The following is a 23,163-nucleotide window of genomic DNA, read 5'->3' as shown; positions in this document are numbered from 1 at the left end:
TAACCTGTGGAAAGCCTGTTGGAAAACAAAAGCGAAAAGAGGGTCTACCCCCTTGGTAATCGCGAAGGGCAGCGGTAGGGAAAACATTGCCGCGCTTCTGCATGTTGTGGTTGGCAAGGCCGCGAGAAGCGGTGCGAATACGACGCGACAGCCGCGTCGAAGAAAGGATGTAGGAAGTTATGGTCAAGACCATCATCAAGCGCGACGGGCGCACGGCGGAATTCCATCCGGAAAAGATCGCTGATGCGGTGGAGAAATCGTTCCAGGCTTGTGCGGCCATGCAGGGGCGCGACACCGCCGAGAAGATCGCCGCCACCGTCGTCGAGAAGCTTGAGAGCGGCGCCATCGAGGGCACGCCCACCGTGGAAGGCGTGCAGGACTTGGTCGAGGAGACCCTCATCGAGTCCGGCTTCGTGCAGACCGCCAAGGCCTACATCCTCTATCGCGCCGAGCGCAGCCGCGTGCGCGACGTGAACTCCCGCCTCATCCAAACGCTGAAGGACATCACCTTCTCCAAGGCCGCCGATTCCGACATGAAGCGCGAGAACGCTAACATCGACGCCGATACCGCCATGGGTACCATGCTGAAGTACGGCTCTGAATCTGCCAAGCAGTTCTACGAGATGTGCGTCATCGACCCGCGCTACGCCAAGGCACACCGCGAGGGCGATATCCACATTCACGACATGGACTTCTACACCCTGACCACCACCTGCTGCCAGATTGAGCTGCGGAAGCTCTTCAAGGGCGGCTTCTCCACCGGTCACGGCGTGCTGCGCGAGCCCAACGACATCTCCAGCTACGCCGCGCTTGCCTGCATCGCCATTCAGTCGAACCAGAACGATCAGCATGGCGGTCAGTCGGTGTGCGACTTCGATTACGGCCTGGCCGTGGGCGTGGGCAAGACGTACCGCCGCCTGTTCAAGAAGCACGTGGCCGAGGCCGTCGACCTGCTGACCGACATCGCCGACGACCGCACCTTTGCCGAGAGCCTGCTTGCCCGTGTGGAAAGCGAGACCGGCACGGTTGCCAGCCTCGAGATGGATCCGGAGTTCCGCGCCGCCGTGGTGGCCGGGCTCGTTGAGGGCGGCGTGGATGCCGCTACGGCCGAGCGCGTGGTGGCCTACGCCGAGAAGAACGCCTCCCGCGACACCGACCGCCAGACCTTCCAGGCCATGGAGGCGCTGGTGCACAACTTGAACACCATGCATTCCCGCGCCGGCGCGCAGACGCCGTTCAGCTCGGTGAACTACGGCATGGACACGTCTCCCGAGGGCCGCATGGTCATCAAGAACATGCTGCTGGCCACGGAAGAGGGCCTGGGCTCCGGCGAGACGCCCATCTTCCCCGTGCAGATCTTCCGCGTGAAGGAGGGCGTGAACTACAATCCGGAGGATCCGAACTACGACCTGTTCAAGCTGGCCATGCACTGCTCGGCCAAGCGCCTGTTCCCGAACTTCTCCTTCCTGGATGCCCCGTTCAACGCCCAGTACTACAAGGGCACGCCGGAAACCGAGATCGCCTACATGGGCTGCCGCACCCGCGTCATGGGCAACGTGTACGACCCCGATCGCGAGGTGACGCCCGGCCGCGGCAACCTGTCGTTCACGTCCATCAACCTGCCCCGTCTGGCCATCCGTGCCAAGGGCGACATCGACCTGTTCTTCGACCTGCTCGACTCCAAGCTGCAGCTCGTGACCGGTCAGCTGGACGAGCGCTTCGAGATTCAGGCTCGCAAGCACGTGTACAACGCGCCGTTCCTCATGGGCCAGGGCGTGTGGATCGATTCCGAAAAGCTCTCGCCCACCGACGAGCAGCGCGAGGTGCTCAAGCACGGCACGCTGACCACCGGCTTCATCGGTCTGGCCGAGTGCCTGGTGGCCCTCACCGGCCAGCATCACGGCCAGTCCGCCGAGGCCCAGCGCCTGGGCCTGGAGATCGTGGGCCACATGCGCAGCTACTGCGACCGCATCTCGAAGGAGCGCGGCATGAACTACACGCTCATCGCCACGCCGGCCGAGGGCCTGTCCGGCCGCTTCGTGCGCATCGACCGCGAGCGCTACGGCGTCATCCCCGGCGTGACCGATCGCGACTACTACACCAACGGCTTCCACGTGCCGGTGTACTTCGATATCTCCGCCTTCGACAAGATTGCCCTGGAAGCGCCCTACCACGCGCTCACCAACGGCGGCCACATCAGCTACATCGAGCTCGACGGCGACCCGTCCGACAACCTGGAGGCCTTCGAAAGCGTCATCCGCTACATGAAGGACTGCGGCATGGGCTACGGCTCGGTGAACCACCCGGTCGACCGCGACCCGGTGTGCGGCTACAACGGCATTATCGAGGACGTCTGCCCCAAGTGCGGTCGCACCGAGGACGCTCACAACCAGCCCTTCGAGCGCATCCGCCGCATCACCGGCTACCTGGTAGGCACGCTCGATCGCTTCAACGACGCCAAGCGCGCCGAAGAGCACGACCGCGTAAAGCACGACGTGCCGGCAGCCGAGTAGAACGCCGTCCGAGTAGAGCGTCGCGTCCCAAGCACCCGAGCACTCAAGCGCCCGAGCTTCTAAGTATTCGAACGCCCTGAGGGCCGTCCCAACGACGGCCCTCTTTTTGTCTTTTCGCATAGTAAATGCCACTTCCACCCCGAAATGGTCGACCCGTTTGGGGGTCACTGCGCATTTCTGCCCTCAACTGGCATTTTTCTGCCACTTCAGGCCCGCAATGGCAGAGGCGTCCCGCGCCTGTCGACCATTTCTGCCCTCAACTGGCATTGTCTCGGGAAAATCGGAAAATGGCATTTGCGAAGATGGCACAACGGAAGGATCTTCAGCATGTTGTTCGGACACGTTTCTTGCGGAAGCTGGCGGCGGCTAGGGCGAAGAACAGGGCGAGGAATCCCCACAGCACGGCAAGGTCGAACCCTACGGCGGCAAGGTCGGCGCCGCGCAGCATGACGGCTCGCAGGGCATCCACGCCATAGGTCACGGGCATGAAGGCGCTCAAGGCTGCGAGCCAGTCGGGCGCGCCGGAAAGGTCGAATAGCCCGCACAGCAGAATTTGCGGCACGACGAACAGCAAAATGAGCTGGATAACCTGGAACGGCGTAGCGGCCAGCCCCGATACCAGAAGACCGAGCGCTACCGATACCATAGCCATGGAGACGCAGGTGAATACCACGAGTCCCAGATTGCCTTCGTTGGGGAAGCCGATGAATGCAAGCGCCACCCACAGGATAATGGCCGATTGCAGGTAAGCCAGAAGCCCGAAGGCTAACGTGTAGCCACCGAGAATCTGCCCCGCATTCACCGGCGTGGCGAGAAATCGCGTCATGGTGCCGCCCATGCGCTCGGTGACAAGCGACATGCCGCTGGTAATGAACGTGAACACGAACAGGAAGATGCCGATGAACACCGGTCCGTAGAAGTCGAACATCCGCCAGTCCTCATTGCCGTGGAGATAAACGGTTTCCATGTCCTCTATGGGCAGGTAGTTGCTCACATTCATCGAGAAGTCTTCGGCGGAAAGCGCCGCATCGTCGTCGAAGAGGCCTCCCAACGCCTCGGCTAGGCTGGAGCGGGCTTCGGGAGGCATCGAGACCATCACGCCCGTGAGTGCCGTTCGGGCCTCTTTGCGTTGCTGGCTCGCCTCTTCAATGGTGTCTTCTACTTCTGCTCGTTTGTCGGCAACGGCTGCTTCCATTTCCTCAGCCGCCTTGCCGCGCAACTCGCCCAAGGCTTCGGCGCACGCGGCGAGCACGGCCGCCGACTTCGTGGAATCGGTGCCTTCCAGCTCTACCTTCAGCGTGTGCTTGCCTTCCATGGAAAGCACCGCCGCCACGGCGTTGTCGGCAAGGAGCGTGCTTGCCTCGTCGGCATTGGCCTCGGTTATGCGCGCATCGGTCTGCTCGAACTGCGTTTGAAACTCAGCAGGTAAGTCCACGGTGGCGATTTTAGGGCCTACCGTGTCGGCGCCGAGAATAACCGACAGCAACCACAACACCACGAGAGGCGCTACAAACAGCAGCGCCAGCGTGCGTTTATCCCGTGCGAACTGCGTGAGGATGCGGCGAACAATGGCGAACACGCTAGTCATGGCACGCCTCCTTTTCGCCAAGAGACGGCGAGACGTTCGGCTCCGCTGCCGTATCCGGCGACTCCGACTCTTCTAATGCCAGGAAGGCGTCTTCCAAGGTGTTCGTGCCCGTGCGGGCCAGGATATCCGCCGGCGAGGCATCGGCGATCAGCCGTCCCTCGCGAATCATGGCAATGCGGGCGCAGCGCTCGGCTTCGTCCATGACATGAGTGGTCACCACGATGGCGCACCTTTGGGCGGCCAGCGCTTCCAGATGATTCCAAATGTAGCGGCGATGCTCCGGATCGAGCCCCACGGTGGGCTCGTCCAGCACGAGTACGGCAGGCTCGTGAACCAGGGCCACCGCCAGCGAGAGACGCCGCTTCATGCCGCCGGAGTAGTCGTGCACGAGCTTCTTGCGATGTTCGTCCAGGCGCACGAAGGCGAAAAGCTCGTCCATGCGGCGTGTGAGGCGCTCGCCCTTCACGCCGTAGAGCGCCGCGAAGAAACGCAGGTTCTCCTCGGCGGTCACGTCCTCGTAGAGCGCGTCGTCCTGGGGCATAAACCCGATGCGTGCTCGCGCCGTGCGGAAGGGGGTCCCTTCGCCTAGTACGCGCACGGTGCCGGAGGTGGGTACATCCACGCCCATGATGAGGTTCACGAGCGTCGTCTTGCCGCAGCCCGAAGGCCCTAAAAGGCAGAGGATATCGCCCGCCGCCACGGAAAGCGAGATGTCTTTCAGCGCGAGGAGAGTATCGCGTCGTCGCGGCCCGGGGCGCCCGTAGCAGAATTGGACGCGGTCGATGGCGATGGCTGGGGTGCATGCGTTCACTGCTGAACTCCTTTCGCGCATGAGATTTCAGCTATGATAGTAATCCAACAGTCTGTCGGGAAAAACCAGTAAAGAGCGGCGCTCTGTCGGATTACCGCTCGCAAGAAGGAGGCCGTGATGGGACGCCCTCGGAAAGACGCAACAACCCAAGATGTGCGCGAACGCTTGATTGTCGCCATGGCCGATCGACTGATCCGCGAGCCTGCGAGCGCCGTGACGGTTACGTCCCTCATCAAGGAGGTGGGGTGCAATCGCAGCACGTTCTACTACTATTTTGCCGATACCGAGCAGTTGGCCGAGGCGGCCCTTGATGCGGTGGTGCCCGTGGAGATTCCCCGGGCGCTGCTCTCGCTCATCCGACAGGGTGCTTTCTCCCTTAGTCCCGCCACTCCAAACATTCCCGATCTGGTGCAACGCAACGCTCAGGGCATCGATACGCTGTGCGCGGTGCTGAACGGCCCCAATGCGGCGCTCGCGCAAAAGCGGGTGAAGCGCCGTCTTTTGGAAGACGTGCTGCCCGATCTGGGCGTAAGCCTTTCCTCAAATACCGATGACCCGACATCCCGTATCGTCTTCGAATATGCGACGGGCGGCCTTCTGGCCCTTATGGCCTACCGCGCCGAAACGGGTTTCGCCTACCCCGTAGAGACCTTCCTGCACTGCCTCGCTCCCGAAGTCCCCGCCGCCCTGCTCGCCGTCCTTTCGGAGAAAAGGTAGGAAGCTGCACTATCTTCTGGCCTCTCTTAAAAAAGAAAGGTTACGAGCATGTGTGCGAGCTCAACCGCGTGCTTTTAGTTGGAACGCGCCTCGCAGATAGGGGAGGCGTCGTTCGTGCCGAGCGGAACTGGATCGGCGGCAATCGCGGCAATCCGGTCGGCGCCGCCTCCGTACTCCCCAGCTCTAGCTGGCGGCCAGGACGCTTTCGGCTCTGTCCAGCGCCGCCTTGCGCAAGAAGGCCGAGCGCGACTCGCCCTCCTGCTCGGCTGCGCGCTTGATGGCGAGAGCGGCCGAGTGAGGCACTTTGAAGCTGATTACGTCCAGGGGCTCATCGGCCAGCCGCGGCCGGCCGACCACCACCTCGCCCGACCATTGCCCGGGCAGCGAGCCCGCCTCGATGGCCTCGGCCATGGCCTCTATCTGCTCGTCGGTGACTACCTTGCCGCTTCTGAGGGTGTACTCCATCGTTTACTTCCTTTCCAGCCTGAGCTCGCGCTTCATTCGTTTTGTTGCCGGCGAGAGCGCGTGGATGACCAACGTTGCCCCGTCAGCCAGGACCATGCCAACCATCTCGATCTCGCGTCCAGCGCCGGTAAAGCCGATTGCAACCCAGCAATCGTCGCCTCTTGGCCGCTTTCGAGCGAAGTTGAGCCAAGCGTACGTGACTTCTTCCCTCGACAAGCCGTGCCTGAGGGCATGGGGGTGGATGCGTATCTCGTCCATAGGCGTCTTCCTTATGTAATACTAAATTGTATTATAAAACCCGATGAACCTCAAAGGCGACATCTGGCGAGAAAAGCCTACTCTCTCCGAACCGCAAAAATGACGCGAGAAAGCCCCGTTTTGTTCCCCGCGCCGACCGCATCCGCGTCGCCCGTTGTCGAAAAATCGTGAGTGAATGCCACTTCCACCCCGAAATGGTCGATCCGCTTTTCGCCTAGTGTGCATTTCTGCCCTCAACTGGCATTTTTCTGCCACTTCAGGCCCGTAATGGCAGAGGCGCCGCGGGCTTGTCGACCATTTCGGCCTCCAACTGGCATTTGCTCGGGGAAATAGGGGAATGCGCGGCGCCTGGTACTGAGGTTTTACCCAATCTTTTCGAAACTGGCGGGGACTCTTTACGAGTGCTGCTCGGTTCTTTTACGAAGCGGGGCCATCATGGATGCACGGAAGCGGCTGTTCCCTTGTGGGTCGCTTCCGCGAGTTGAATGGCCCTTGCGGGCGGTGGTTTGTGAACCTGTAGCCCATTCGAACCCCGGTGCCGGTTTTGTCGGAATCCAGGGGCGACTGAGGTCACCCCTACGGGGAGCGGATGCGCGAAGGTTCGGCACCGGCCCGCGCACGTGAAAGGAACGACGTCATGAAAGCATCTTCGGTATCTTCTCGTTTGCCGCGGCGGTTGCGGCGGATGGCGGCGCTTGTTGGAGCAGCGGCCCTGTGCGGCGCGCTGGCGCTGGCGCTTGCGGGTTGCGCGGGCGGCTCGGCCGGCGGCGCGACGGGGGCGGGCGGCTTGGGCGGCACCGACGCTGGCGACAGCGGCGCATCTGCCAGCGGCCCCATCTCGGTGTACTCCCGCGAGGACGGCTCCGGCACCCGCGGCGCCTTCGTGGAGCTGCTCGGCATCGAGCAGGCAGACGCCAACGGCGACAAGGTGGACATGACCACACCCACGGCCGCCATCACCAACTCCACGGCCGTCATGATGACGTCGGTGGCCGGCGACCCCAATGCCATCGGCTACATCTCGCTTGGCTCGCTGGACGATACGGTGAAGGCGGTGTCCATCGACGGCGTTGCGCCTTCGGCTGCGGCTGTGAAGGACGGTTCCTACGCCATCGCCCGGCCCTTCAACGTGGTGACCAAGGGGGATCTGTCCGCCCCGGCCGCCGATTTCTTCGCGTTCATCATGAGCGCCGACGGTCAGGCCGTGGTGAGCGACAACAACTACATCGCCATCGACGATGCGGCCGCCCCCTTCGCTTCCAACGGCGCCAGTGGGAAAGTGGTCGTGGCTGGATCTTCGTCGGTCACGCCGGTCATGGAGAAGCTGGCCGAGGCCTTCCAGGCGGCTAACCCTCAGGTGACGGTAGAGGTTCAGCAGTCCGACTCCACCACGGGCGTGAACATGGCCGTCGATGGCACCTGCGACATCGGCATGGCCTCCCGTGAGCTGAAGGATTCCGAGACGGGCGCGGGCGTTCAAAGCACGGCCATCGCCCTGGACGGCATCGCGGTCATTGTGGCCCCGCAGTCGAGCGTCGACAAGCTGACATCTCAGCAGGTGTGCGACATCTACACCGGCGCGGTCACCAACTGGGCCGACGTCGCTTAGCGCCCAAGCGAGTCTGACCATGTTGTTCTCTCTGTTGAGCGAGCTGTCGGCGGGTGCCGCTGGCGGTCCCGGCGCCCCCGGCGCCCCTGCGGCCGGAGCCCCCGGCGGCGCGGCCTCCGGCACCCCCGCACCTGTCCGCGCCCCCAAGCGCCCGCATGCCCTTCGCGAGGGCGTCGCCCGGGTCCTGTTCGCCACAGCGGCGGCCCTCTCCATCGCCGCCGTGGCGCTGATCTGCCTGTTCCTGCTGGTCAACGGTGTGCCGGCCATGGCGAAAATCGGTCTGCCGGAATTCCTCTTCGGAATGACCTGGCGCCCGGCCAACGACCTGTTCGGCATCTTCCCCATGATTGTGGGCAGCCTGTACGTCACGGCCGGCGCCATCGTCGTAGGCGTGCCGGGCGGCCTGCTCACGGCGGTGTACCTCTCGCGGTTCGCCCGGGGCCGTGTGGGCTCCTTCCTGCGCAGCGGCGTGGAGCTGCTGGCCGGCATTCCGTCGGTGGTCTACGGCTTCTTCGGTCTGGTCGTCATCGTGCCCTTCGTGCGTCTGCTCGGGCCGGGCACGGGGCTCTCGGTGCTGGCAGCCAGCCTTATCTTAGGGATTATGATCTTGCCCACCATCATCACCGTGGCCCAAAGCGCTCTTGATGCCGTACCTGCCCGCTACTACGAGGGCGCCCTGGCCCTCGGCGTCGACCACGAGCACGCCGTGTTTAAGGTGGTGGCCCCGGCGGCCGCCTCCGGCATCATGGCCGCCATCGTGCTGGGGCTGGGCCGCGCCATCGGCGAGACCATGGCCGTGGTCATGGTGGCCGGGAACATGCCCATCATCCCCGACTCGCTGCTGTCCGGCGTGCGCACCATGACGGCCAACATCGTGCTGGAGATGGGCTATGCCGCCGACTTGCATCGCGAGGCCCTTATCGCCACCGGCGTCGTCCTGTTCGTGTTCGTCCTGCTGACCACGATGCTGCTCAGCGTTATTCGGAAGAGAGGTGAAGCGCGATGAGCATCGCCTTCAACCCGCGCCCCCGCCGTCCGCGGTTCTCGCCGGTCGCCTGCTCGCCGGTGCTGGGCGCCCTGGGCGCCGTCGATCTTGCGCCCTCCTGGTTCGCCGAAGAGGATGCCCTTGAGGTGCGCATCGCCCGCACGGCGCGGCACCGGCGGGCGGTGTCGGCCTTGCTGCGCTGGCTCACCTATGCCGCCGCAGCGGTAACCGCCGCCGTGCTGCTGTTCGTGGTGGGCTACATCCTGGTGCGCGGCGTGCCCGCGCTTTCTCCCGACCTGTTCCAATGGGAATACACCTCCGAGAACGTGTCACTTCTGCCGGCGCTCGCCTCGACGGTCATCATGGCGCTGCTGGCTTTGGCGCTGGCGGTGCCCGTGGGCGTTGGTGCGGCTATCTATCTGGTGGAGTACGCCCGCCGCGGCAGCCGCTTCGTGCGCCTGGTGCGCGTGACCGCCGAGACGCTGCAGGGCATTCCCTCCATCATCTACGGCTTGTTCGGCATGCTGTTCTTCGTGACGGCCTGCGGCTGGGGCCTCTCGCTTCTGTCCGGTGCCTGCACCCTGGCCATCATGGTGCTGCCGGTCATCATGCGCACCACCGAGGAGGCACTCATGGCGGTGCCCGATTCCTACCGCGAGGGCGGCTTCGGACTCGGCGCCGGGCGGCTGCGCACGGTGGCCCGCTGCGTGCTGCCCTCGGCGGTGCCCGGCATTTTGGGCGGCGTCATTTTGGCTCTCGGCCGCTGCGTGGGCGAGGTGGCGGCCCTGTTGTTCACCGCCGGCACCGTGGCCCAAATCCCCGACTTCGCCGGCCAGGGCATTTTCGCCCTCTTCGACTCCTGCCGCACCCTGGCCGTGCACATGTACACCCTGGCCTGCGAGGGCCTGCATGTGAACGAGGCCTACGCCACCTCGGTGGTGCTGCTGATCCTCGTTCTTCTGCTGAACGCCGCCATGCGCGTGGTGGCACAGAAAATGGAAGTGAGCAAGAAATGACGAGCTTTTTGAAGGAACTCGCGAATGAGATGAGCGTTACCGCGGTGGCTGAGGTTCCAGGAGCCGCACCCGCTCCTGCGAAGATGGCCGTCGAGCATCTGAACCTGTTCTACGGCGATTTCCAAGGTCTGCGCGATGTTAACCTCACCTTCCCGGAGAACCAGGTGACGGCGCTCATCGGCCCCTCCGGTTGCGGCAAATCCACGCTGCTGAAGACGCTGAACCGCATGAACGATTTGGTGGAAGGCTGCCGCGTGGAAGGCTCGGTGCTCCTCGATGGCGCCGACGCCTACCGCACCCTGGATGCCACCGACCTGCGCCGTCGCGTGGGTATGGTGTTCCAGCAGCCCAACCCGTTTCCAATGAGCATCTACGACAACGTCGCCTTCGGCCCCCGCAGCCATGGGGTGCGTGCCAAGGCCGACCTGGACGTCATCGTAGAGGAATCGCTGCGCGCGGCCGCCATCTGGGACGAGCTGAAGGATCGCCTGAAGAAGAACGCGCTCGGCCTGTCCGGCGGCCAGCAGCAGCGCCTGTGCATCGCTCGTGCCCTGGCCGTGCAGCCCGAGGTGCTGCTGCTCGATGAGTCCACAAGCGCCCTCGATCCCATTTCCACGGCGAAGATCGAGGAGCTCATCGGCCAGCTGAAGGAGCGCTACACGGTGATCATGGTGACCCACAACATGCTGCAGGCCCTGCGCATTTCCGACAAGACGGCGTTCTTCCTGTTGGGCGAGGTGGTGGAAGCCGGCGACACCGACACCATCTTCTCTGCCCCCATTGACCCTCGTACCGCCGACTACGTCGCCGGGCGCTTCGGGTAATTGCAACGCCGCGCGATTTTACTTTCATTTTACGTGGCTCTTACGGCGGCTGCTCAATGAGGCTTCATACTCCTTCCCGGCTGAGACGAGCGCGGGCCGCAAGGGTGCGACCCGCCGATGAGCGCGGCTCGCAAGGGGCGAGCCGCTGTAAGAAGGAGACGCATAGGTGGAAGAACTGCTGCAAATCGGGCTGGGACTGTTCGGCGGTTTGGCCCTGTTCCTGTACGGCATGAACCTCATGAGCAACAACTCCGCCGCATCACTGGCTACCTGGTAGGCACGCTGGATCGCTTCAACGACGCCAAGCGCGCCGAAGAGCACGACCGCGTAAAGCACGACGTGCCGGCAGCCGAGTAGCGCACCCCTCGCCTCCCCGCACCCCACGGGCGGTCCTCCGGGACCGCCCTTTTTGTTTTAGGGAGACTGCCGAAGATGTCCCAGAGTTGAACGGGGAAGATGGAAAAAGTGTCTACGAAGCTTGACTAGTACAAAACGTCGCAAATCAAGTTCAGAAAACGCGAAAACTCGTCGCAAAACAGTAACTAAAACCAAAAAACTCGTCGCAAGAAGAGGTTATAATGAGCGAAAACTCGTCGCAAGACGAAAGGATTAGCAGTATGGCCCTTCAAAGGAAAGCCTATGACGACTTCCTGAAATGGAAGAGTGCGCCCGACAGGCGCGCCCTCCTCGTGACCGGCGCGCGGCAGGTGGGGAAAACGTATCTCATCCGTGAGTTCGGCCGAAACGAGTACGAGGTCTTCCTGGAGATCAACTTCATCGAGACGCCCAAGGCGAGGGAGATCTTCGAAGGCGATCTCGATGCCGATACGCTCGTAGCGAACCTCACGGCCTTCACGAAGGTGCCGCTCGTTCCCGGTCAGACGCTCGTCTTCTTCGATGAAATCCAGGAATGCCCGCGCGCCCGTACCGCCATGAAATTCCTCGTGGAGGATGGTCGGTTCGACTACATTGAATCGGGCTCGCTTCTGGGCGTCTCCTATAAGGAGGTGCCGTCGTACCCGGTGGGCTACGAGCAGCATCTGCGCATGTACCCGCTCACGTTGAGAGAGTTCTTCGACGCTATTGGCCAAAACGATCAGACGCTGGAGCTGGTGCGGGAACGAATGCGGAATCGCGAGCCCATTCCGACCGCTATTCACGAGCGGCTACTCCGGGCATTTTCCCTGTATATGGTCGTCGGGGGCATGCCGGCGGCCGTCGAACGGTTCAATGAGACCTCCGATCTGTCACACGTGCTGGCTGTGCAGCAGGATATCGTCGACCTGTATCGGCAAGATATCGCCAAATACGGGGACGATAGGGCCCACATCAAGATGATCTTCGATGCTATTCCCGAGGAACTCGACAAGAAGAACAAGCGCTTCAAGCTCAGTGATCTGGCGAAGAGCGCCCGCATGGAGCGCTATGCGAGTGATTTCATGTGGGTTGCTGACGCCGGCGTGGGGCTGCCCTGCTACAACGTTAAAGCGCCGGAGCTGCCTTTGTCGCTGAACACCCAGCACAATCTGTTCAAACTCTTTCTCTGTGACGTGGGGCTTCTGTCCGCGCAAACGTCGGGCGATGCACGATTCGACCTTCTGCAAGGGAACCTTGCGGTGAACTGGGGCAGCATGCTGGAGAACGCCATCGCCCAGGAGCTGACGGCCCACGGCTTCGATCTGCGCTACTTCGACAAGGCCAAGTACGGCGAAGTTGATTTCGTCATCGAGAAGGGATCGAAGGCGCTTCCTATCGAGGCTAAATCGGGAAAGGATTACGAGAAGCACAAAGCCCTCGACAACGTGATGGCCGTGCGAGAATGGGGCATCGACAGCGCCATCGTCTTTTGCCGTGGAAACGTGCGCGAGGAAGGCAAAGTGCTGTACCTTCCCTGGTATGCCGTTATGTTTATCGAAAAAGAGCGAGGCCCGCAGAAAATAGACCTCGCAGAGTTCTTGGGATAAGGGGGTTGCCATAGTGAGAGGATTGAAAATGCCTCCTTGGTGGCTTCTCGGTATCGGCTTTACTCATGTGCAGATTCTCTCGCAGTATGCGGGGTCAGGCCTTTTCCATGGGATGGCCGGTCTTCCGGTCAGCACCGACGTTGCCTGGTTTGTGGGGATGGGGGCGAACATCTTGGTGCTTCTCGCGTGCGGCGCCGTGTTCCGCGGTCCGCGCCTAGATCGTTTGAAAAGGCTGCTGGCTCCGTCGATCATTCTCAACATCGTAGGGTTTCTGCTCTCTGTATGGCCGACAGGGGTCACGGCGAATGACGATCCTGTGGCTTTGCTGGGAGCAATTGCTCTGGGAATGGGTCAGGCCATCATGTTTCTTCTGTGGGCCGACGTGTTCAATCGAGCCAAAATCGAAGAGGCGGAGATTGCGCTGCCCCTTTCCTCGCTTGTCGTTCTCGCCTATGCCGTTGTTGTCCCTCTGCTGCCGGCAAGTCTCAACGGCATTCCGATGCTTGTGGCTCCATTGGCGTCGGGGGCGACCCTCTACCTTTCCTTTCAGAGGCTGCCGGTGGCACAGGCATGCGAGAAGGCAGTCGCCATAGAGGGATCGCGGCCGCATTCGATGGTAAAGGAGCTGGCGCGCATAGCCGTTCCTCTGGCCGTCTTCTACCTGGTGGTAAGTTGGAACGGTCTTCTCTCGCAATTCGAAATGACGGGAGAGCGTTCCCTTCCCGAGATAATAGGCTCCTTGGCGGGCGTGCTCTGCATCGTCGTGTTCGTGCTCTTCTCGCTCAAGATCGATTTTGCCGCTTTGTTTCGGTGGCTTTGCCCTTTGGCCACACTGGCACTGATTCTCAATTTCTGGAAAAGCCCCGCTTCCGCAATGGCGGTATGTTCGATATCGAGCGTTCTGGACATTACCATCTGGATCGTGACCTACTTATATTCCTCTCGAATGGCGAGGCGCGACTATGGAACAAGTCTCACCAGGATCGCCGTCCTGCTGGCGGTTTCTCACGGAGGGGCGACAGTTGGCAATATACTCGCTGTTGCCGTTTTGGCAGACCTCGCCCAGCAAGAAGCGATGCCTCAAAGCATCTCTCTTGTGCTGGTGTGTCTGCTGGTTGCTACGACCATGGTCGTCGTCGGGCGGCCGGCGCTTCGGGTGGCTGCTGATTGGCGCAACGAGGATGGGGCGGCAGCGCCGAATATGTCCGCGCGCTGCAAGGCGATCTCCGAGCAGCATGGGCTGACGGCTCGGGAGCTCGATGTGCTCCTCCTTTTGGCCGCAGGCCGCTCTCAACCGTATATCTGCGATTATCTCGTTCTCTCGAAAAGCACGGTGTCGACCCATGTGAGCCATATCTACCAGAAGCTCAGCGTGCATTCTCGGCAAGAGCTCCTCGATCTTGTGAGCGAATAAGGCCAGGTCGGCTTATCGGGTAAAACGCCCGAGGGTGAAAAGTTCGCATGAAACACCCGATTCCTTCCGTCTTTCCGTCATGGTTGCATGATCCTGCGGGGCCGAAAAGGACGGCCCCATCCCGAGGATCGGAGGAGCATCATGCAAGAAGCACATGGGGGAAGACTGATCGGACGTCGTAGGTTTATTCAGCTGGGTGCAGCAGCGGGAATGACCATGTTCGCCCTGGGTGTGACGGGGTGCAGCCCCCTGCCGGCCACCTCGTCCGCAAAGAGCAGTTACGTCCCCGGGGCGTATACCGCACAGGCTCAGGGAAAGCAGAGCCTTGTGACCGTTGAGGTGACGTTTGGGGAGAATGCTATCGAGGCGGTAGAGGTGCTTGGCCACTACGAGTCAGAGCGCATCGCCAATACGGCGATTTCCGCCATAACATCCGACATCGTCGAGCTTCAGTCCCTCGATGTGGATGCGGTAACGGGCGCGACGCTGACGAGCATGGCCATCCTCTCTGCGGTCAGAGACTGCGTCGGACAAGCTGGCGGCAGCGTTTCCGATTTGGAGAAGGTCCCGGGGCGCGAGAAATCGGACGCTGTCGAGGTAATTGAGACGGAGGTGGCCATCATCGGCGCCGGAGCGGCTGGCCTCACGTCGGCCATTGCTCTGGCAGAGTCGGGCACTGAGGTGCTCGTTATGGAAAAGTGCGGGTTCATGGGCGGCAGTATGCTCGTCTCGGGAGGCCGCCTTCAGTACCCCGAGGCGCCGCTTGAGTATCGCCAGGAGACAACGGAGCCGATGAGACGGCTTTTTGCCGAGGTCATGGAGCGCGCTCGCGATTTGGGTGTGTCCGAGGAAAGAGTCTCACAAGTTGAGCAGCAGTACGAGCAGTGGTATGCGGAGGGAAACACCAAGACCTTCGACAGCGACGAGTTTTACGCCGTGCTCGGCGCCGTCGGTTTCGGCAACCCTCTCGCTGCGGAGACGACGTTGGACGCTGAATCGGCGCGCCGCGCGTGCGAATGGGTGACTGCGCATGGCGTGGAACTCGAGAAGCCGCTTCTCGGCATCATGGGTTTCTCCTGGCCCCGTTCGACTCACCCTGTGGGCAGGCCCGCAGGCGAAGGCTATGTCGACGCTCTCGAGGCATACATTCAGAGTGCGGGATTCCCGGCGCTCGATATCCTCTTCAGCACTTCAGCGCAAGAGCTTCTGGTGGAAGATGGCAAGGTCACGGGTGTAAGGGGCCAATGCGACGACGGAACCACTTACGAGATCCATGCGAGCAAGGCGGTCGTTCTGGCTACGGGAGGCTATACCGATAGCCCGAAATGGCTTGCCCGGCTTCAGCCCCAGTACGGATTCAATGAGGGTGAGAGCATTCACTCGGTAGCTCCCGCTGGACATTCGGGAGACGGCCTTGATATGGCGGAGGAGGTCGGTGCGGCTGTTGTCAGCTGCGGCGAGGTGATGCTCAACCCCTATGCTCATCCCCAGTACCACATTGTCGGCCACATTATTGGCGACACGGGAAACCCTCTCGTGGTGAACAAGGAGGGGAAACGCTTCGTCAATGAGACGGGGAAACGCACCGACTTGGCTCTTGCCGTTATGGATCAGCCCGACCAGTTGTGCTACATCATCGCGTGCGATCAGAACTCCAACATCATGCCCGATGGAAGGAACTTCGATGGCGAGCCTGCTGAGGGGCTGTTCGAGAACGGGCTTGCCTATCGAGCAGATACGCTTGACGAACTCGCAGATCAGATCGATATTCCTGCCAGTGCCCTAAAGAAGACTGTGGAGGAGTACAACGCCGCCTGCGTCGCTGGCGTACCGGATGAATTCGGACGGACATATTTTGAGGAAACAGCTCCCATCGTTGAGGGCCCCTTCTACGCTTCGCCAGGGACGTGGGCCGTGCTTATCACTGTTGACGGTCTTACGGTGGACGAGCGCTTCCGTGTGCTCGACGACGGTGGCCAGCCGATTGCGGGTCTTTTTGCCGTCGGGGAGGTGTGTGGTCAGCCCTGCCTCCAGGTTCTGGGGTACGGAGATGTTATTGCAAAGGGTGTTCTAGGCTAGGCGAGCCCTCTCTTGACCGATCAGCCTTGGAAGCTTAAGGCTGCCGGATGTAGACGAGCCCTCCCCCGAGCGGGGCGCCGATTAAGGTCGGTGCCCCGCTCGTGCTTCATCAGCAAAGTTTTACTTTCCCTTTACGTGTGGCTTACTCGGGGCGCTCATGGGGGCTCCATACTGCAGCCTACGGAAAACCGGCGTGCGCGAGGTGCGCCGCCATGTCTGTCCCGCGGAGGAGCGGGCCGCGTGAAGGAGACGCATAGGTGGAAGAACTGCTGCAAATCGGGCTGGGACTGTTCGGTGGTTTGGCCCTGTTCCTGTACGGCATGAACCTCATGAGCAGCAATCTGCAGGAGGCGGCTGGCGAGCGCATGCGCTCCATTCTGGCCGCGGTGACGAAGAATCCGCTGGTGGGCGTGCTCGCGGGTGCGGTGGCCACGGCGGTGCTGCAAAGCTCCAGCGCTACCACGGTCATGGCCATCGGGTTCGTGGCGGCCGGCCTCATGGGGCTGCGCCAGGCCATCCCCATCATCATGGGAGCGAACATCGGCACCACCATCACAGCGCAGATCATCGCCTTCAAGCTGTCCGATTACGTGCTCGGCATCGTGCTTGTGGGCTTCCTCATCATGCAGCTCGCCAAGCAAGGCCAGATGAAGTACGTCGGCACCGCCGTCTTCGGCTTCGGGCTTTTGTTCCTCGGCATCGATACCATGGGCGCCGTCATGAAGCCCCTGGCCGAGAACCCCGTGTTCACCGACATGATCGCCCAGGTGACGGGCGTGCCGGTGCTCGGCGTTTTGGTGGGCACCCTCATGACGCTCGTGGTGCAAAGCTCCAGCGCCACCATCGCCGTGCTGCAGAACTTTGCCGCCACGCCCGGCCCCGACGGCGCAAGCCTCATCGGCCTCGACGGCGCCATCCCCATTCTGCTCGGCGACAACCTGGGCACCACCGTCACGGCGCTCCTGGCCGCCATCGGCCAGTCCCGCGACGCCAAGCGCGTGGCCCTGTCCCACTGCATCTTCAACCTGTCGGGCTGCCTGCTGTTCGTGTGGCTCATCGGCCCTGCCGCCGCGGTGGTGGCCGCCATCTCGCCGGCCGGCCCCGAAGTGGAGGTCATCGCCCGGCAGATTGCCAACGCGCACACGCTGTTCAACGTGACCATGACGGTGCTGTGGCTGCCGCTTGTGTCGGTGATGGTGAAGATCGTTATGGCGATTCTCCCCGAGAAGCCGCGCCGTCCCCGCGATCCTTTGGCGGACACGCTGGAGACGCCGCTGGCCCCCGACGCGGCGGCCGCCTAACCCCGCACCTCGCGATCGATGACACCGCCCCGCGCCGTCGGTCGCTTTCGCGTAGGTTTCCGGTTGCGCCGAGGCCGTGTGGGCTGTTCGGTTCGCCCCACGGCTCTCTGACGTCTCACCGCCCACCTCCGCGCTACGCGGCTGTTGCGCTACAATGGCCGCGCACCTGTTCCAGAAAGGATCCCCATGAGCAAAGCCCCGCTCATCTATTACGTGGAGGACGACGAGCACATTCGCGACCTGACGGCTTACGCGCTGCATCAGGCGGGCATGGAAGTGCGTGCGTTCCATGACGGCGACGGTCTCGTTGAGCGGTGTGCGGCCGAGCCGCCCGATGCGGTGCTGCTGGACATCATGCTGCCCGGAGACGACGGCCTCGTGCTGCTGCAGGCCCTGCGCGGCAATACGGCGACGGAGAATATGCCCATCATGATGCTCACGGCCAAAGGCACCGAGTTCGACAAAGTGGTGGGACTCGACGCCGGCGCCGATGACTATCTGGCAAAGCCCTTCGGCATGATGGAACTCATCTCGCGGGTGAACGCGCTGTTGCGCCGTGCGAATCGTCCGGCCCAAGGCGCCGCAGAAGAGATAGCGGAACCCAGTGACCTTATGGTCGTCGGCGCGATCAAGCTGTCGCCGTCCGCCCGTACGGTGATGGCAGACGGCCGTGAAGTCAACCTCACGCGCAAGGAGTTCGACCTTCTGCGCACGCTTATGGAGAATAAGGGCCGTGTGCTCACCCGCGAGCAGCTGCTCGAGCAGGTGTGGGGCGTAAGCTTCGTCGGCGAGACGCGCACGGTGGACATGCACGTGAAGACGCTTCGTCGCAAGCTGGCCGAAGCGGCCCCCGGCTCCGAAGAAGCCGTCGCCACCGTGCGCGGCGTGGGCTATCGATTGAAGAAGAGTGCCTCGTGAGTGCCGCTGATAAGTCCCGTTGCGGCGATGCTCGGGCGGCTGCGGCACCTGCGTCAGCGCCTACGCCGGGCGCTGACAAGCCGGCGCGATCGGCCTCGGCTCTCGCGCGCAACGAGGAGCTGGCCCGGGCCGAGAAGATGCGCCGCGAGTTCACGGCCAATGTCTCCCATGAAATGAAGACGCCCCTGCAAGTGATTTCCGGCTATGCCGAGCTGATGGCCAACGGTCTGGTGCCCCCCGAGGATGTGCCCCGGTTCGCCCAGCTCATTTATGAGGAATCCCAGGCCATGCGCGCGTTGATCGACGACGTGCTCATTTTGTCGCGTCTTGACGAGATGGCTCCCGGCGCCGACGAAGCCGAGGCGGTGGACCTGCGCGCCGTGGCCGAACGCGTCGTGGGACGTTTGACCAAGCTGGCCGCCGATGCCGATGTGGAGGTGCACCTCAAGGCGGAACCAGTTACTGTCCAGGGCAACGAGACCCTGCTCAAGCAGATGATCTACAACCTGGTGGAAAACGCCATCCGCTACAACCGCGAAGGCGGCCACGTGCTCGTGGAGGTGTGCGAGGAGGACGTCCCCGCTGGCGAGGGCGCAAGCGGCGAGGGGGGCGTCCGTATCGGCATCGTCCGCGTGAACGATACGGGCGCGGGTATTCCCGCCGACAAGCTGGAGAAAATCTTCGAGCGCTTCTACCGCCTGGAGAAGAGTCGCTCCAAGGAACTGGGCGGCACGGGATTGGGCCTGGCCATCGTCAAGCACGCCGCCCTCTACCACGGCGGCGAGGTGTTCGTGGAAAGCGAGGAAGATGTCGGTACTCGCTTTACGGTGCGTCTACCCATCGGCTGACAAAGATTTCCAGAAATAGTAAAAGTGCTTGCAAGGCTGAGCCTTTAGAGGCTCTTGCCTTACCAGTTAGAAGGTTTTTCTAGCGAGAACGAGGCAGGTTGCCATTCCACGACGGAGCCGGCACGTCGTGTGGCCGGCACGTCGATCAGGCGCTGGTTGGAGGAGCCGCACCACTTCAGCTCGAGGGACTTGCGCGATTCCACGAAGGGGCCGTCCACCAGCACGTCGATATGGTCGAGCAAGTTGGCGATGGCAGGATCCGTCCGCCCCGCAAGATCGTCGTAGAGGTAGCCCGTGTAGCACCAGATGCCGTAACCCTCGCGCTTCAGCGCGGCCGCCAGAGCCGCGCAGGCCTCCGGCTGCTCGAAGGGCTCGCCACCGGAGAGGGTGACGTCATGCACGAGGCCGTTGGCGCGAATATCGGCCAGAAGGGCCGCCAGCGTCGTTTCGGTGCCGCCCTCGGCCGGCTGGCTTTCGGGGTTGTGGCAGCCGGGACAGTGGTGCGAGCACCCTTGGACGAACACGGCGTAGCGCAGGCCGGGGCCGTCCACGATGGAGTCGGGCACGGTGCCGTACAGCGAGATGGTGGTGTTTTCGAAGTCGTTTTCCATAGCCGCCATTGTAGCGCACTCCGGTCCATGCATCCGTCGGCTGCGTCTCTGTCATAAAGTTGGCATGACCGCTTCTTCAAGCTGCGATGGTGGGCAACGTTTACCCAACAGCTTATGTTGCGTCGCATGTCAAGACTTTCCTGTCATCGGGTTTTGCGTATACTGAAGGTAAGTCCTGTTCCCGCCATATATTGCGATGGACCGACGTATTGTGACGAGGGAGCTCTAGAAGCGGTTGGAACGGAGATTCGCATCCGTTGATGCGAAAGCCGGGAGACCCGATGCGAGCACCCACCTTTTGAGGTGGGTTCATCCTCTGGCGTGGGGCAGGGCTATTTTTGCGCCCAAAAGCGCCATGAAGTTCTGCGCTACGCGAACTCAGTTGCTGGAGGCGCCTTCCTCGTCTTTCACGGGCACGAGCGAGCCGGTGGCATCGGTAAGTTTCTGCCCGGTTAGGTCGCCCATGGCCTCTTCAATGAGATGGTTGTGCACGTAGGGGGCCACGGCGCGGATGGCGGCATCGGTGGCAGAGGAGGCCTTGGACGCCTCCGCGATAGTGAAGCTCAGCGAACCTTTGAATCCGTAGTCGCTGATGGATGAGAACGACACGCTGGGCCGCTTCTTCAGTTTGCTCACGCGGGCGACGGCCTTCTCGGCGGCGTCCTCAATGTGGTGGGCCGTGGCGGTGAGCCGCTCGCTGTTGGTGGTGACCACCAGGGGAATGGAAATCTCGTTCAAGGGGGACAGCTTGCAGACAGCCGTGGAGGTCATGAGCGAGTTGGGGATATTGATGATGGTGCCCGAGCTGTCCTTGATGGAGGTGTAGCGCCAAGTGACGTCCTGCACGACGCCGGTGACGCCGGAAGGCCCCATGCGGATGTTGTCGCCGGGTTCCACCGTGCGCGACACGCTGACGGTCAGGCCGCCGATGAGGTTCGAGAGCGTGTCCTGAAAGCCCAGCGACACCGCGATACCGACAACGCCAAGGCCGGTGATCATGGCCGAAATGTTCACGTTGAAGCACATGGAAAGCACGCAGCAGATGCCGATGACCCACACCACGATGCGCACCAAGTTGATGAAAATGGAGCTGGAGGGCAGAAGCGAGGTCTTGTTCAGCACCCGGCGCATAAAGGCCACGGTGATGCGGGCGACGACGAAGGTGATTGCGCAGATGATCACGACGCCGAGCATGGTATTGAACCAGTCGGCGTGGATGAACTTATCGAATATGTCGAGCAAATTGGGCATGGCCTCATTATAGAAGGGCGCCTCCATCCCGAAGGAGGAGGCGCCCGGTCTTCACGGTTTCGTTATCCGATCCTAGTTGGCGGAAGGCGTGGTCGTGCCGGTGTCGCCGCCCTGATTGCCGGGGTCGGTCGTGCCGCCGCTGCCGCTGCCGCCGCCCGTGCCCGGATCAGTGGTGCCGCCAGGGTTAGTGGTGTCCGGATCGGTGGTGCCGGGGTTCGACGGCTGGGCGGGTTCCGGTTCCGGTTCGGGCTCCGGCTCGGGGCCCTTCGAAATGGTGATCTGCACCGTGGCGCCGGGCTTCACCTTATCGTTCAGCGGATCCTGCTTCATGACGCGGCCCTCGCCCTGCTTGTCGCTGTACTCGCGGGCCTTCACATCGGCGCCGAATCCCTCGGACTGCAGCTTGTCGATGGCCTGCTCCTCGGTCATGCCAATGACGTTGGGCACCGTGGTCAGCTCGCTTCCGCGGGAGGTGACGACCTCGATGGTGGTGCCGGGCTTCACCGGGTCGCCGGCGGCGGGGCTTTGCGAAATGATCTTGCCCTCGGCGACATCTTCCGAGTATTTGCTCTCGGCTTCCACAACCTTAAGGCCGGCGTCCTCGGCCGCTTGGCGTGCATCATCCATGGTCATGTTCTTGAAGTTGGGCGCGTCCACGGTATCGGGCCCCACGGCAATGGTGAGGGTGATGGTCGCCCCCTTCTGCTGCTTGGTGCCGCCGGCCGGGTCTTGCTGCAGCACCGTGCCCTCGTCGACGGATTCGTCTTCCTTAGGAGTGGTAGTTACTTGGAAGCCCGCTTGCTCCAGGGTGAATGTCGCCTCGTCCAAGGTGTTGCCCACCACGCTGGGGACCTCAATGAGCTCGTCGGCAGGGGCCGCCGGCTTGAAGCCGCCGGAAACGGCGAACGCGATGCCAGCCACCAGCGCAATGGCCAAAATGGCGCAAAGGGCGATGATGACGGGTTTCTTGCTCTTCTTCGTGTTGGCGTCGTGGAAGTTCGTCGCTTGGAAGTTGCCCGTGGCGCTCGGCGACATAGCCGCCGTGCCGCCCGCCACCGGGGGCATCACCTGGGTGCTCGTCATGCCCGGCACCGCACCCGGCACCGCGCCCATCATGCGGGTCTGGGCCTCGGTGAACGACGAGCTCATCGCGCCAGCCGGCAGGGTGACGGGGCGTCCGGCCAGGTAGTCCATCAGCGCGATGCGCATGTCGTTAGCCGTGGCGAAGCGACGCGCCGGATCCTTCGAAAGGGCCACCATGATGATGTCCTCAAGGTCGGGATCGATGTTCGGGTTGATGGAAGAGGGGGCCGCCGGTTCGTCCTTCACCTGCTGCATGGCCACTGATACGGCGTCCGGGCCGTCGAAGGGCAGCTTGCCCGTGGTGGCCTCGTACAGCACGATGCCCAGCGAGTAAATGTCGCTGGCGGCGGTGAGGTCCTTGCCCTGGGCCTGCTCCGGCGAGATGTAATGGGCGGTGCCCAGCACAGCGGAGGTTTTGTCGTTCACGGAGTTCTTCGCTCGGGCGATGCCGAAATCCATCACCTTCACGTTGCCGTCGGGCTGCACCATGATGTTCTGCGGCTTGATGTCGCGGTGGATGATGTCCTGGTTGTGGGCCACGGTGAGGGCCTGGCACACCTGGGAGCCGATTTCAGCGGCCTTGCGCTGGTTGATGGCGCCGCGCTGCTGAATGGCGGTCTTCAGGTCGGACCCGCGCACGAATTCCATGACGATGTAATAGGTGTCGTCGTCCTGGCCCCAGTCGTACACGTTCACGATGTAGGGGCTCTGCAGATTCGCGGCAGCGGCGGCCTCCTGGCGGAAGCGCTGGGTGAAAGAGGGGTCGGCGGCGAATTGCGGCAGCATCACCTTCACGGCGACGACGCGGCCCAGCGTGCTGTCCTGGGCGCGGTACACCTCGGCCATGCCGCCGATGCCGATGCGGTCCTTTATCTCGTAACGGCCGCCAAAGACCTTGCCCGTCATTG

Annotated in this window: 20 protein-coding genes; 13 read left to right on the top strand and 7 right to left on the bottom strand. The window is 62.5% G+C overall.

Going from position 1 to position 23,163, the window contains the following annotated elements; all coding sequences use genetic code 11:
- Positions 1 to 179 precede the first annotated feature (179 nt).
- A complete protein-coding gene (locus ACYVRU_RS08070) occupies positions 180 to 2,513 on the top strand; it encodes an anaerobic ribonucleoside triphosphate reductase (RefSeq protein ID WP_157011851.1) in 2,334 nt (777 codons plus the stop codon).
- 322 nt (positions 2,514 to 2,835) lie between these two features.
- On the opposite strand, the gene ACYVRU_RS08065 is transcribed toward ACYVRU_RS08070, so the two are convergent.
- Both ACYVRU_RS08065 and ACYVRU_RS08060 read right to left on the bottom strand, forming a co-directional pair.
- Entirely contained in the window at positions 2,836 to 4,101 is a 1,266-nt protein-coding gene (locus tag ACYVRU_RS08065; protein WP_461185997.1) for an ABC transporter permease, read from the bottom strand.
- Positions 4,094 to 4,912 (bottom strand): ABC transporter ATP-binding protein, encoded by an 819-nt coding sequence (locus tag ACYVRU_RS08060; protein ID WP_461185996.1) that lies wholly within the window; start codon positions 4,910 to 4,912, stop codon positions 4,094 to 4,096. Before ACYVRU_RS08060 ends, ACYVRU_RS08065 begins: the two co-directional genes overlap by 8 nt.
- A 117-nt stretch (positions 4,913 to 5,029) precedes the next feature.
- Here ACYVRU_RS08060 and ACYVRU_RS08055 point away from each other — a divergent pair, with 117 nt between their 5' ends.
- Positions 5,030 to 5,629 carry a TetR/AcrR family transcriptional regulator gene (locus ACYVRU_RS08055; RefSeq protein WP_173111098.1) on the top strand — a complete coding sequence of 200 codons (600 nt, stop codon included), beginning with the start codon at positions 5,030 to 5,032 and terminating at the stop codon, positions 5,627 to 5,629.
- 183 nt (positions 5,630 to 5,812) lie between these two features.
- Here the strand turns inward: ACYVRU_RS08055 and ACYVRU_RS08050 are convergent, their stop codons facing one another.
- Positions 5,813 to 6,094, bottom strand: coding sequence for a type II toxin -antitoxin system TacA 1-like antitoxin (locus ACYVRU_RS08050; protein WP_114538906.1), 282 nt, complete (start codon positions 6,092 to 6,094; stop codon positions 5,813 to 5,815).
- Positions 6,095 to 6,097: 3 nt separating this feature from the next.
- A complete protein-coding gene (locus ACYVRU_RS08045; RefSeq protein WP_114538907.1) occupies positions 6,098 to 6,352 on the bottom strand; it encodes a hypothetical protein in 255 nt (84 codons plus the stop codon).
- A gap of 637 nt (positions 6,353 to 6,989) precedes the next feature.
- On the opposite strand from ACYVRU_RS08045, the gene ACYVRU_RS08040 reads away from it, so the two are divergent.
- From ACYVRU_RS08040 to ACYVRU_RS07990, 11 genes are all read left to right on the top strand, one after another.
- Positions 6,990 to 7,961: a substrate-binding domain-containing protein gene (locus tag ACYVRU_RS08040; RefSeq protein WP_461185995.1), complete on the top strand. Its 972-nt coding sequence runs from the start codon at positions 6,990 to 6,992 to the stop codon at positions 7,959 to 7,961.
- A gap of 19 nt (positions 7,962 to 7,980) precedes the next feature.
- Positions 7,981 to 8,967 (top strand): phosphate ABC transporter permease subunit PstC, encoded by a 987-nt coding sequence (pstC, locus tag ACYVRU_RS08035; RefSeq protein ID WP_173111095.1) that lies wholly within the window; start codon positions 7,981 to 7,983, stop codon positions 8,965 to 8,967.
- The gene (gene pstA / locus ACYVRU_RS08030) at positions 8,964 to 9,962 is read left to right on the top strand and encodes a phosphate ABC transporter permease PstA (RefSeq protein ID WP_173111092.1); all 999 of its coding nucleotides are present in this window, start codon (positions 8,964 to 8,966) and stop codon (positions 9,960 to 9,962) included. Before pstC ends, pstA begins: the two co-directional genes overlap by 4 nt.
- Positions 9,963 to 9,991: 29 nt before the next feature.
- Positions 9,992 to 10,786, top strand: a complete 795-nt coding sequence (gene pstB / locus ACYVRU_RS08025) for a phosphate ABC transporter ATP-binding protein PstB (protein ID WP_114548497.1) — start codon at positions 9,992 to 9,994, stop codon at positions 10,784 to 10,786.
- 258 nt (positions 10,787 to 11,044) lie between these two features.
- The gene (locus ACYVRU_RS08020; RefSeq protein ID WP_231699629.1) at positions 11,045 to 11,143 is read left to right on the top strand and encodes a hypothetical protein; all 99 of its coding nucleotides are present in this window, start codon (positions 11,045 to 11,047) and stop codon (positions 11,141 to 11,143) included.
- A 260-nt stretch (positions 11,144 to 11,403) separates the two neighbouring features.
- A complete protein-coding gene (locus ACYVRU_RS08015; RefSeq protein WP_114548496.1) occupies positions 11,404 to 12,750 on the top strand; it encodes an ATP-binding protein in 1,347 nt (448 codons plus the stop codon).
- A gap of 13 nt (positions 12,751 to 12,763) precedes the next feature.
- On the top strand, positions 12,764 to 14,164 hold the full coding sequence (locus ACYVRU_RS08010; RefSeq protein ID WP_147272672.1) for a helix-turn-helix transcriptional regulator: 1,401 nt from the start codon (positions 12,764 to 12,766) through the stop codon (positions 14,162 to 14,164).
- A 210-nt stretch (positions 14,165 to 14,374) separates the two neighbouring features.
- Positions 14,375 to 16,243 carry an FAD-dependent oxidoreductase gene (locus tag ACYVRU_RS08005; protein ID WP_302222664.1) on the top strand — a complete coding sequence of 623 codons (1,869 nt, stop codon included), beginning with the start codon at positions 14,375 to 14,377 and terminating at the stop codon, positions 16,241 to 16,243.
- Between the two features lie 257 nt (positions 16,244 to 16,500).
- The gene (locus ACYVRU_RS08000; RefSeq protein WP_461185994.1) at positions 16,501 to 17,544 is read left to right on the top strand and encodes a Na/Pi cotransporter family protein; all 1,044 of its coding nucleotides are present in this window, start codon (positions 16,501 to 16,503) and stop codon (positions 17,542 to 17,544) included.
- 186 nt (positions 17,545 to 17,730) lie between these two features.
- Positions 17,731 to 18,462 carry a response regulator transcription factor gene (locus tag ACYVRU_RS07995; protein ID WP_114538915.1) on the top strand — a complete coding sequence of 244 codons (732 nt, stop codon included), beginning with the start codon at positions 17,731 to 17,733 and terminating at the stop codon, positions 18,460 to 18,462.
- Positions 18,459 to 19,310 (top strand): sensor histidine kinase, encoded by an 852-nt coding sequence (locus tag ACYVRU_RS07990; protein ID WP_231699542.1) that lies wholly within the window; start codon positions 18,459 to 18,461, stop codon positions 19,308 to 19,310. The genes ACYVRU_RS07995 and ACYVRU_RS07990 overlap by 4 nt, the downstream gene beginning before the upstream one ends.
- 59 nt (positions 19,311 to 19,369) lie before the next feature.
- Here ACYVRU_RS07990 and nrdG read toward each other — a convergent pair whose 3' ends face one another.
- The 3 genes from nrdG to pknB all read right to left on the bottom strand — a co-directional run bounded on the left by nrdG (position 19,370) and on the right by pknB (position 23,161).
- The gene (gene nrdG / locus ACYVRU_RS07985) at positions 19,370 to 19,930 is read right to left on the bottom strand and encodes an anaerobic ribonucleoside-triphosphate reductase activating protein (RefSeq protein WP_232325508.1); all 561 of its coding nucleotides are present in this window, start codon (positions 19,928 to 19,930) and stop codon (positions 19,370 to 19,372) included.
- A 369-nt stretch (positions 19,931 to 20,299) separates the two neighbouring features.
- Entirely contained in the window at positions 20,300 to 21,172 is an 873-nt protein-coding gene (locus ACYVRU_RS07980; protein WP_461185993.1) for a mechanosensitive ion channel family protein, read from the bottom strand.
- Positions 21,173 to 21,244: 72 nt separating this feature from the next.
- Positions 21,245 to 23,161 carry a Stk1 family PASTA domain-containing Ser/Thr kinase gene (gene pknB / locus ACYVRU_RS07975; RefSeq protein WP_461186014.1) on the bottom strand — a complete coding sequence of 639 codons (1,917 nt, stop codon included), beginning with the start codon at positions 23,159 to 23,161 and terminating at the stop codon, positions 21,245 to 21,247.
- Between the last annotated feature and the right edge of the window lie 2 nt (positions 23,162 to 23,163).

The sequence above is a fragment of the Adlercreutzia sp. CNCM I-6216 genome, assembly GCF_977113345.1.
Note: the sequence above shows the minus strand (reverse complement) of the source record. Positions and strands in the feature narration are given on the sequence as shown.